This window comes from Microcoleus sp. B9-D4, assembly GCF_036705105.1.
Lineage (GTDB): Bacteria > Cyanobacteriota > Cyanobacteriia > Cyanobacteriales > Microcoleaceae > Microcoleus.
Window position 1 is genome coordinate 50,036 of record NZ_JAUBTS010000032.1, and the last position, 11,594, is coordinate 61,629.

The 11,594-nt window shown below is 43.0% G+C and carries 7 protein-coding genes; 5 read left to right on the forward strand and 2 right to left on the reverse strand.

Annotation, left to right across the window (positions count from 1 at the left end):
• Positions 1–93: 93 nt before the first annotated feature.
• Both tal and fbp read right to left on the reverse strand, forming a co-directional pair.
• A complete protein-coding gene (gene tal, locus QUB24_RS19295) occupies positions 94–1,248 on the reverse strand; it encodes a transaldolase (protein ID WP_333154791.1) in 1,155 nt (384 codons plus the stop codon).
• Between the two features lie 164 nt (positions 1,249–1,412).
• On the reverse strand, positions 1,413–2,486 hold the full coding sequence (gene fbp / locus QUB24_RS19300) for a class 1 fructose-bisphosphatase (RefSeq protein ID WP_333154775.1): 1,074 nt from the start codon (positions 2,484–2,486) through the stop codon (positions 1,413–1,415).
• Positions 2,487–2,811: 325 nt separating this feature from the next.
• Here fbp and QUB24_RS19305 point away from each other — a divergent pair, with 325 nt between their 5' ends.
• The 5 genes from QUB24_RS19305 to QUB24_RS19325 all read left to right on the forward strand — a co-directional run.
• Positions 2,812–2,946, forward strand: a complete 135-nt coding sequence (locus tag QUB24_RS19305; protein ID WP_445242330.1) for a DUF4058 family protein — start codon at positions 2,812–2,814, stop codon at positions 2,944–2,946.
• A 205-nt stretch (positions 2,947–3,151) separates the two neighbouring features.
• Positions 3,152–5,680, forward strand: coding sequence for an ankyrin repeat domain-containing protein (locus QUB24_RS19310; RefSeq protein ID WP_333154776.1), 2,529 nt, complete (start codon positions 3,152–3,154; stop codon positions 5,678–5,680).
• A 29-nt stretch (positions 5,681–5,709) separates the two neighbouring features.
• Complete coding sequence (locus tag QUB24_RS19315) at positions 5,710–7,071, forward strand: serine/threonine-protein kinase (RefSeq protein ID WP_333154777.1); 1,362 nt, start codon at positions 5,710–5,712, stop codon at positions 7,069–7,071.
• A 415-nt stretch (positions 7,072–7,486) separates the two neighbouring features.
• On the forward strand, positions 7,487–9,763 hold the full coding sequence (locus QUB24_RS19320; protein WP_333154778.1) for an AAA-like domain-containing protein: 2,277 nt from the start codon (positions 7,487–7,489) through the stop codon (positions 9,761–9,763).
• A gap of 35 nt (positions 9,764–9,798) precedes the next feature.
• On the forward strand, positions 9,799–11,594 hold a 1,796-nt coding region (locus tag QUB24_RS19325; protein ID WP_333154779.1), incomplete at its 3' end, for an AAA-like domain-containing protein.

The following is an 11,594-nucleotide window of genomic DNA, read 5'->3' on the forward strand; positions in this document are numbered from 1 at the left end:
CTAGAGAAAATTTAAAACTCAGCATTTAAGAACCCAGATAATTATCTATTCCGACTCCTAAATGCTTCTGCCTTCAAGGATACAGATATCTGCCTAAGCGACGGGTGACAACTTCTGGACTTTCTCTTCCAAGGAATCCATCAGGGATTGGAACGGGGTGACGAATTTATCAATCCCGTCGAGTAGCAAGTCTGCCATCACTTTGTCCAAGTTGATGTCGATGTCGGGATCTTTGAGACTTTCGATCAGGGTGTAAGCTTCTGCAACGTTGTTCTCAATCCGGGGTGCGACATCGCAGTGATCGAAACAAGCTTCAACAGTGTTCGGCGGCAAAGTGTTCACGGTGTCGGGGCCGATTAGTTCATCGACGTACATGACATCGCTGTAGTTGGGGTTTTTGGTGCTGGTGGAAGCCCACAGCAAGCGCTGTACTTTCGCTCCCTTTGCTGCTAATGCTTGCCACCGATCGCTCGCTACGATCTCTTTATACTTCTGGTAAGCTACCTTCGCATTGGCGATCGCAACTTTCCCCTTCACCGCTTCCAGTTTAGCTTTTGTGGAAATATCTGTGACATTTTTGAGTTTCTCGTCAATCTTGCCATCGATATTGATGTCGATCCGGCTCAAGAAGAAACTGGCAACAGAAGCAATATTGCTCACATCCAAACCTTTAGCCACCCGCGCTTCCAAACCACGAATGTAAGCCCAGAAGGTTTCGACGTAGCTGTCAACGGAGAACAGCAAAGTCACGTTAACGTTAATCCCTTCGCTGATGACTCGCTCGACTGCGGGCAAACCTTGAGCGGTTCCCGGAATCTTAATCATCACGTTTTCTTTGCCGAGGGCTTTGTAATAGCGCAAGGCTTCGTTAATCGTGCTTTCTGTATCGTTGGCGATCGTCGGTGGCACTTCGATACTAATGTAACCGTCCAAACCATTCGACTCTGCGTAAACTGGGGCGAAGATGTCGCAAGCGTTGCGGATATCTTCAAATACCAGAGATTCGTAAATCTCCATTACAGATTTACCCGCCCGGATGCCCGCTTCGATATCCGCATCGTAAATCACATTACCCGCGATCGCTTTCTCGAAAATAGCCGGATTAGATGTAATCCCGCGCAGTCCACGACTTTCAATCATCTGTTTGAGTTCGCCCGACTCGATCAGATCGCGAGTCAAATTGTCCATCCAGATACTTTGGCCAATTTCTTTGATTTCTAACAGGTGATTCGTTGGTGTTGCTGTCATTACTGTAACTCCTACAATTTGATAGCTGTTAATTGGGAATTTAGGATCGGGTCTAAAAGCATTGGGCATTGCTTAGTTGTTAGTTGTTATTTTTTGCTTCTAATCACCAATAACTAATGACCAATAACTAATGACTAATGACCAATGACTAATGACTAATGACTTCACTCTTGGACTGTTCTAGGATTGCGCGATCGATCTTGAATAAAAGACTCGACCATCGCTACATTTTCTTTACTGCCGATTATCAAGGGCGATCGCTCGTGCAGTTTGGTCGGCACAACGTCTAAGATGTCTTGAGTCCCCGTACTGGCGCGCCCGCCGGCTTGCTCCATCAAAAACGCCAAAGGAGCCGATTCGTAGAGCAAACGCAATTTTCCCTCGGGTTTTTTCACCGTTCCCGGGTACAAAAACACGCCTCCCTGAAATAAAATCCGGTGGAAATCCCCCACCAAAGCCCCGCCGTACCGGGCGGTGTAGCCTTCGCTGCGGTGTACGTAGCGAATGTAGTCCCTCAAAGATTCCTCCCACTGCCAGAAGTTGCCTTCATTAACGCTGTAAATCGGGCCGCGATCGGGAACCTTAATGTTTTCGTTAGCTAGAATAAACTCGCCCAAACTGGGGTCGAGGGTAAAGGAATGAACACCCTGACCGATCGAATAAACCAGCATCGTACTGGGGCCGTATAGTACATAGCCAGCGGCAATTTGTTTGTGTCCGTGTTGCAGCAAGTCAGAAGCAGAACCATCTGCATCGTCCCCCTCTTGCTTGCGGATGCTGAATATGGAGCCGACATTGAGATTGATGTCAAGATTGGAAGAACCGTCTATGGGGTCGTAGAGCAGACTGTAACGCCCGATCGGACAGTTTTCGGGAATGTAGTAGGGTTTTTCCATTTCCTCCGAAGCCAAGCGGCAGACAAGTCCGCTTTGCTGGAATACCGAGATAAACACTTCATTGGCATAGATATCCATCTTTTTGACGGATTCTCCCTGCACGTTCGTAGCCCCTGTAAACCCCAAGGCATCTGCCATTAATCCGGCTCTGCTGAGTCGCCTTGCGATCAGCTTGGCAGCTAGTCCGATGCGATTCATCAGGGCGCTGAGATCCTGAGCATCTGCTGAAAAGCTGTGAAGTTGCTGGAGTACGTGACGAGATAGGGTTGTGCAATCGCGGTCTAAGGCTTGCACCTGATCGATCGGGCCCAGGCGGGTTTCCCCTGTCGGCGCGTTTACCATGATTTTGATGTCCTCCCTGTCTTGCTGCTCTGGATTTGGGTTCGATGGAGTCCTTGACACTTGCCCCTGAATCGGCTACTAGACCGATCGTCCCCTAACTTCTATCTTAGGGAGGGTTTTGCGAAAGGGCGTCGAACTTTAGGTGAATTTTAGATCCCCACCGAAAATTGAGGAGTTCGATCGACTGTTTGGTGGGGAATTGTATCCAAAATCACTAAATTTTTTTTGATTAACCGCAGAGGACCCAGAGGGCGCTGAGAGAGAAAGTGGCGATAGAGAAGCCTACGAACGTTGGCTAGCATCTCAAAAAGACCGACAACTTCCTTTGCGGGAAGAAGATGTAGAACCTATTGTTAATTTGCCGGAATTGCTTGCAGGCATTTACGATCGCGCCGGCTATGATTATCGGCTCGATTACGATCAATATCCCGTACGTAAATTTTCGCCAAAGGTGATATGACACTCCAAAATTCTGGGTAAGCTATCCATAGAAATACGGTAATTGAAATTTAAGCAAATATACAGAGTCAGTCATTGACTTTTCTATTGACTTGTTTGAAATATACTCAAACACTCAACTTACATTGCCTAAATTTTTCAAAATTTGGGTTGCAAAAACCCAAATAGAAAATGTTTCTTGGTACTCATCAACCCAGGATAATGCTATGGATATTATTTCACAAATTCCCCATAACTTAGTCAACCACTATCAGATTAAAAATCTGCTTGGAGAAGGCGGTAGTAGCACAACTTACGAAGCCATTGACCTCAAAACAAACCAGCGAGTCGCACTCAAAGCTTTGTCTTTACAAAAGATGAATGACTGGAAAGTCCTGGAACTATTTGAACGAGAAGCCAATGTTTTATCAAAATTGAATCATCCGGGAATTCCGCGTTATTTGGATTATTTTTATGTCGATACTCCCGATAACCGTTGTTTTTATATAGTACAAGAACTGGCAGAAGGGCAATCTCTAGCCAGTTTAGTCGAAAGTGGCTGGCACGCTAGTGAGTCCGAAATTCAACGCATTGCCACACAAATTTTGAATATTTTGGTTTATCTCCATTCACAGACACCACCTGTTATTCACCGGGATATTAAACCAGAGAATATTGTTTTCAAATCGCCCATAAATTCCCAAAAACAAAAAGACTGGGCAGTCTGCTTAGTAGATTTTGGAGCAGTGCAAAACACTTATTACAATACCTTAATGCGAGGAAGTACCGTAGTTGGAACCTATGGTTATATGGCTCCAGAACAATTTCTTGGACAAGCCGTACCTGCAACAGATTTATATGGTTTAGGATCGACGTTGTTGTATTTACTAACCCACCGTTCCCCCGCCGAATTACCAACAAATATACTAGAGGGAGATTTTCGCTCTCAAATTCAGATTTCTTCAGCATTTGCCGATTGGTTAGAAAAAGCGAGCGCGCCTGATTTAGAAAACCGCTTTCGATCGGCAAAAGAAGCGCTTGAATCTCTTCGCCATCCTCGAATAGTTAACGTTAAATCCAATCCGACTCAATGGAAAAAACGCCTCAAAATAGGAATTGCTGCTCTTGCTACTGTTGCTGTTTTTAATCACTTTAAATATCCTATCCTCAACCGGATTGGATTTACACCCCATGCAGTTGTCGAGGCTGTTGGACAGGGAGATACTAACACTGTTAGGCATTATCTGGATCTTGGCATTAATGCTAATAGCAGGATATATAATAATTATAATTTACTACACTACGCTGGCTCAAAAGAGGTGGTAGAATTGTTAATTGCCAAGGGTGTAGATGTCAACGATAAGGGTACAGATGGCAATACACCATTACACTTTGCTGCTAGATTCTATCGCAGAAAAGTGGAAGTGGCACAGACGCTAATTGCTAAAGGTGCAAACGTCAATGTCAAAAACAATAAAGGTTTGACTCCTCTACATATGGCGCGATCGAAGGCGCTCGCAAAAATACTACTCGCTGCGGGCGCAAAAATTAACATCAAAGAAGAAAATGCCCGAAATGGCAAGGGTACAACTTTATTACATAACGCAGCCAAAATAGGTTTTAAGGAGTTGGTACAACAGCTAATTAAAGACGGTGCAAATATTGTTATCAAAGATAGTATAAACAGAACTCCTCTGCACTATGCAGCCACAAAAGAAGTTGCCACTTTGCTAATGCTGGATATCAATGCTAGGGACCAATATGGAGATACTCCGTTACACCTAGCTGTTCAAAATAATCGCCCAGAAATTGTCTCGCTTTTAATTGCTAATGGCGCGAAAGTCAATGTCGAAAATGCAAGTGGAAATACTCCGTTACACCTAGCTGTTCAAAATAATCGCCCAGAAATCGTCTCTTTTTTAATTGCTAATGGCGCGAAAGTCAATGTTGAAAATGCAAGTGGAAATACTCCGTTACACCTAGCTGTTCAAAATAATCGCCCAGAAATCGTCTCTTTTTTAATTGCTAATGGCGCGAAAGTCAATGTAAAAAATAATGATGGATGGATTCCTCTAGATATTGCTTTTTTCAAGAATAGACAGGATATCAATCAACTGCCGCCGTTGCCGTTAGAGGATGGTGCAAAAATTAATATCCAGCATAATCACAGAAAAATTCCACTGGATATCGCCGTAGACCTGAAACTTCAGGATACAGTAGCGCTGCTAATTAGTAAAAACCCAGATGTTAATAGTGAAGATGAATATGGCAGAACTTTACTGCATATCGCTGTCGATTTCAAACTTGAGGATGTAGCCAAACAACTCATTGCCAAAGGTGCATTCGTTAATGCCAAAAATAACTTGCTTCAAACTCCCCTGCATCTTGCTGTTGCTCAAGGATCTCAAGATATCGCTGAACTGCTAATTGCTAATGGCGCAAGGGTTAACGCTAGAAATGCGAACGGTCAAACTCCATTGTATCAAGCGATCGCGATCGGACACAATGATATTGCTGCCCTGCTAATTAACAACGGTGCAGATGTTAATAACAGAGATATATGTGGCACAACTCCACTGCACAAAGCCGCACATTATGGCACTGTAGAAATCTTAAATTTGCTGATTGCTAAAGGTGCAACAATCGACGCTAAAAACTGCGATGGTTACACGCCGCTAATGATAGCAGAAACCAACTGGAACCCCGACCGAGAAGCAGCAGCCAAAATACTCATATCTCACGGCGCAACAGACTAATTATCCAAAACAAACCCAGGCAGAAAAATATGAAAACACTACAACAATCGGAAAAAATTATTGCTGAAAGATATCGCATTCTCGGCAAATTAGGACAGGGTGGATTTGGAATTACCTATGCTGCTGTAGATTTACACAGCAATCAAAAAGTTGCACTCAAAGCTTTATCCCTGCGCCTGACAACTGAATGGAAGAAAATCGAGTTATTTGAACGAGAAGCCAAAACTTTATCGGGATTGAATCATCCGGGAATTCCTCGCTATATTGACTACTTTCAAGTGGATACTTCCCAAGATCGTTGTTTTTATATCGCCCAACAACTCGCACCGGGAAAATCTCTCGCACAGTTGATAGAAAATGGCTGGAAACCCAATGAAGCGCAAGTTCGTCATATCGCCTCTAAAGTGCTAGAAATTATAGTTTATCTGCAATCGCTGTTACCTGCTACTATCCACCGAGATATCAAACCTCAAAATATAATTCTGCAAAAAAATGGGCGAGTCTTCCTAGTTGATTTTGGTGCAGTTCAAAATACTTACCATCATACCGTTACAGGAGGCAGTACCGTTGTCGGAACCTACGGTTACATGGCACCAGAACAATTCAGAGGAAAAGCTGTATTATCAACAGATTTGTATGGATTAGGAACAACGCTGCTTTTCCTGTTAACCCAGAAATTTCCATCCGATTTACCCAGACAAAAGCTGAAGGTAAAATTCCGCGAGCTCGTCTCTATTTCTACAGAGTTTGCCGACTGGTTAGAGAAGATAATTGAACCCGCAATTGAAGATCGATTTCACTCAGCAAAAGATGCTTTATCAGCGCTGCGAGGGGAACAGCCAAGCGGGATTAATCCCGACAAAATGTTTAAGCGCTCTCCCCAATCCCGAATTACTTTAATTGACGCTAAACGGTGGTTATTCATCAAGATACACCCCGATCGTTCACCTAGCAAACTCAAGTGGTTTTTCCAGTTCATTCATCTGAGTTATAAATTTTTACTTCCCTGCTCTTTGATTTTGGGATTTTTTCTACTATTTACCTTTGGTGAATACGCTACAACCTACTGGCCAAGTAGATTATCTGACGGTTTTTTCGTTATATCATTCCTGGCTATAACAATATTTACCGTATTTTATGCTTTGATGTGGTTGTGTAGGTGCTTGTATAGGATTGCTTCTCCTTTATTCACTAGACCAATTCAGATCGGCCCTCAAGATATCCAGCGGGTAAAGTTGAGCGGAATTCATCTGCCATTGCTCAAAATATCGATAACTTTTTGCCGGATTCGCACCAAGTCGCGTAACTATTGTTTTGGCTTATTTTTACCGCAAGCTGATAAAGAATGGTTGGTAGGGGAATTGAACGATTTTTTAAGTAAACTAAAATAAATCATTTTTGATATCCACAGAGTCGATAAAAAACCCGTTTTTTTCGGAGTGCTTGGATTAAATAAATGCGAAAGTATAGAAGATTTTATGTACTAATTAAGGCAATAATAATCATCAAAAAATCCTGGATCTGGCATGAGAATAAAACTATAAAGAATCTCGATATTTATGAAATAGGACTGCAAAAGGGGAAGCCGATCGCACTTCTGGAATAGGTTGCTCAAATGATTACTTGAGAGTAGCGATCGCCTTTTCGATTGGTTATGCTTGACTCAGGGTGCTGCTTTCTGCCAATTGACTGACCCACAAAAATAAAGATGTTTGTGCTTAAATACCGTCAAGGCAAGAAATATCTCGCCCTGAGTGGGGTAGTGTCCTTAAGCTCCAGTATCTCCTAAGCGTGAAGGTTCGATTGATGAGTATTTCTACTCGAAATAAAAAAACTATCCTGTTTTTGGCAGCCAACCCCAAAAATACCACCCCTGTGGACTTACAGAAAGAGGCGAAGGAAATTGCAGAGGGGTTGCAACGCTCTAAAAAGGGCGACAAGTTTCAACTTGAGCAACAGTGGGCGGTGACACCCAGAGAAATGCAGCGAGCCATATTAGATTATAAACCAGAGATTGTGCATTTCTCCGGGCATGGTGCAGGAGAAGGCGGTTTAGCCTTGGAAGATGGCATGGGGCAGATTAAGCTGGTAAATGCCAAAGCTTTGGCAGCTTTGTTTGAGGCGTTTAAGGAGTACGTGGAGTGCGTCATACTCAACGCTTGCTATTCAGAAGTGCAAGCTGAGGCGATCGCACGTCACATTCCCTATGTGATCGGCATGAAGCAAACCGTGGGAGATAACGCCGCACGAGAATTTGCTGTAGGTTTTTACGATACGTTGGCGGCGGGGGAGTCGATCGAACGTGCCTATAAGTTGGGTTGCGTTAGCATCAGCATGGCAGGTATTCCCGAAGAACTTACGCCGGTATTAAAGAAAAAGTCTGATTTTTCCCAGTTGGATGCAGCAGATCCGCGCGATGCTTCTGTTAGCGATATCGTTGAGGAGTCGTCGCCTGTGGTGGAAAATGCGCGATCGATCGCCGCCCCTCCCCTTTCTCTTCTCAATTTAGATAACCCAGAAGGTTCTGTTAGTTTAGATTCACCCCTATATATCGATCGTCCTCCCATTGAATCGGACTGCTACCAAACTATTGTCAAACCCGGAGCTTTAATCCGAATCAAAGCCCCCCGGCAAATGGGAAAAACTTCCTTAGTGCAGCGAATTTTATACCACGCCAAGCAACAGGGATATCAAACGGCTTATTTAAACTTTCAATGGGCTGATGGCAGTTTTCTCACCCATCTTGATGAGTTATTGCAGTGGTTTTGTGGTGAGATTACCAATGAATTAAATTTAGAAGATAGGTTAGGAGAATATTGGAAAGGCGTTCTCGGCAGTAAAAATAAAAGCACCAAGTATTTCCAACGCTATCTATTATCTAACACGGTTCAGCCTCTTGTTTTAGGGTTAGATGAAGTCGATCGCATTTTTCAGCATTCGGAAATAGCCACCGACTTCTTTGGATTATTACGAGCTTGGCACGAGCGGGGGAAAAATGAGGAAATTTGGAAAAAGCTAAGGTTAGTCATTTCTCACTCTCAAGAAGTTTATATTCCTCTCAATATTAATCAGTCGCCCTTTAACGTGGGATTGCCCATAGAGTTACCTGAACTAAATCAGAGACAGGTAACAGATTTAGTGAATCGACACCGATTAAATTGGTCAAATCAAGAGATTTGTGACTTGATTGAAATGGTGGGCGGTCATCCTTATTTAGTGCGAGTTGCTCTCTACCAAGTTGCCAAGGGGAGAATTAGCTTAGAGCGCTTGCTAAAAGTCGCTCCTACTGAAGAAGGCCCTTACTACGATCACTTACGACGGCATTTAGTTAACTTGGAAAAAGATGCAGAACTAGCAGCAACAATTAGAGAAGTCATTAACAGCGAACAACCTGTAGAGATTCACACCGGAGAGGCTTTTAAATTGCGAAGCATGGGGTTGATCAAATTTCAGGGAAATGCTGTCATGCCATTGTGTGGTTTGTACCGTCAATATTTTCGCCATCGCCTAGCCTCTCCCCAAGCGAATATGACTGCTGTGCAACAAACTAATAACCAATCAAGCTTGCACGTAGAGAGTAATTTAGCAGCTATTATTTTTTCTGATGTAGTTAATTCCACCGCTTTATCAGTTGCCAACCAAAAGCTGACACTAGAATTAGTGAATCGAGATTTCAAAATCATCCGAGGCATCTGCGCTAAACATCAAGGCAAAGTCCTTAAAGAAATGGGCGATGGTTTATTAATTTGCTTTCCCGAAAGTGCCGTAAAAGCAGTCGCCTGTGCGCTAGAAATACAACGAAATTTCGCCGAAGCTGCTACAAGCTTACCTCCGAGTCATGTCCTCCAACACCGCATTGGTATTCACTTGGGGGAAATATTCTCTATTAATAATGATATCAGGGGGGCTGGTGTAAATTTAGCTGCTCGTTTAGAAGGGAAAGCACAGCCAGGAGGAATCTGTATTTCTGAAACAGTTTATCAAGTCGTTAAAACCCATTTATCTTTAAATGTGATTGACTTAGGTATGCAACAGTTAAAGGGAATTCCTGAACCTGTACGACTGTACAAATTGATCCCTTGATTCTCTGAGTTTCATATATAAATTAACAATGACCTATGAAAGATTATCAATATCAAGTTGGAGGGAGCCTGCCAGCAAACGCCCCAACTTATGTCACTAGAAAGGCGGATGAAGAACTTTATCAAGCTTTAAAAGCCGGAGAATTTTGCTATGTTCTTAATGCCAGACAAATGGGAAAATCATCCCTGCGAGTGCGGACAATGCAGCGGTTACAAGCAGAGGGAATCGCCTGTAGTAGTATTGATATCACAGAAATTGGCACCTCAGATATTACGCCAGAAGAGTGGTATGCAGGCGTGATTGATAGCATCGTCAGCCGATTAGATTTGTATGACATTTTTGATTTAGATGAATGGTGGGAGCAGAACAGCTTACTATCGAATGTTAAACGATTTAGTAAATTCATTGAACAAGTATTACTCAAGAATATTTCAGGTAATATAGTAATTTTTGTCGATGAATCGGACAGCTTAATTAGCTTAAACTTTAAAATAGAAGATTTTTTTGCTGTGATTCGTGATTGCTATAATAATCGAGCCGACAAACCCGACTATGGTCGATTAACATTTACGATGTTAGGGGTAGCAACTCCCTCAGATTTAATTCAAGACAAGCGACGCACTCCGTTTAATATAGGTAGAGGGATAGAGTTAACAGGGTTTCAATTAGCAGAAGCCCAACCTTTGGCAGTCGGGTTAGAAACTCAAGGAAAAAATTCGCAAGCATTATTAGAAGCAATCTTATATTGGACGGGCGGACAGCCATTTTTAACACAAAAACTTTGTAAGTTACTGCTCGATAGTGCCAACTATACACCCATTCAAAATCCCGCTGAGTGGGTAGAAAAATTAGTCCGAGAAAAAGTGATTGATAATTGGGAAGGACAGGATGAACCGGAACACTTGAAGACGATTCGCGATCGCATTTTACGCAGCGAACAACGGGCAAGTCGGTTATTGGGATTATATCAGCAAATTTTGCAGCACAATGAGATAGGGACTGATGATAGTCCCGAACAAATGGAACTGCGATTAACTGGCTTGGTAGTTAAGCAGTCTGGCACACTTAAAGTTTATAATCAAATTTATCAATCGGTTTTTAACCTAGATTGGGTGGAAAAACAATTAGCGAATCTCCGCCCTTACAGCGAAAGTTTTAAAGCTTGGATAGAGTCTGATTGTAAAGATGAATCGCGGCTGTTGCGGGGTCAAGCCTTGCAAGATGCTCAAAATTGGGCAGCCGATAAAAGTTTGAGCGATTTGGATTATCAGTTTTTAAATGCCAGTCGGGAAGTACAACAACGGGAAGTTGAACGAGAGTTAGAAGCCCAGAGACAAGCCAATCAAATTTTGAAAGAGGCAAATGAGACGCTAAGGAAAGCAAAAGAATTTGCTATGTATCAGGTAACTCAAGCCCAGAATTTAGCAAATGTTATCCAGGAAACGGCTTTTTCTAATGAATCATTTCGTTCAGGACAGATATTCCAAGCACTGTTGGAAGCATTAAAGGCAGGGCAAGCATTCAAACAACTAGATGCTTCCGCCGAGACGACAAAACATCTTAGAGGACGAGTGATAGCTGCGCTGCAACAAGCAGTGTCCACAGTAAAAGAGCGCAATAGTTTGGAAGGGCATAGCAATTCTGTCAGAAGCGTCGCCTTTAGTCCCGATGGCTTGACTTTGGCTTCTGCAAGTGACGACAACAGCATCAAACTGTGGAACATGGAAACCCAAAAACCCATAGCTACCCTCACCGGGCATAGCAATTCTGTCAGAAGCGTCGCCTTTAGTCCCGATGGCTTGACTTTGGCTTCTGCAAGTGACGACAACAG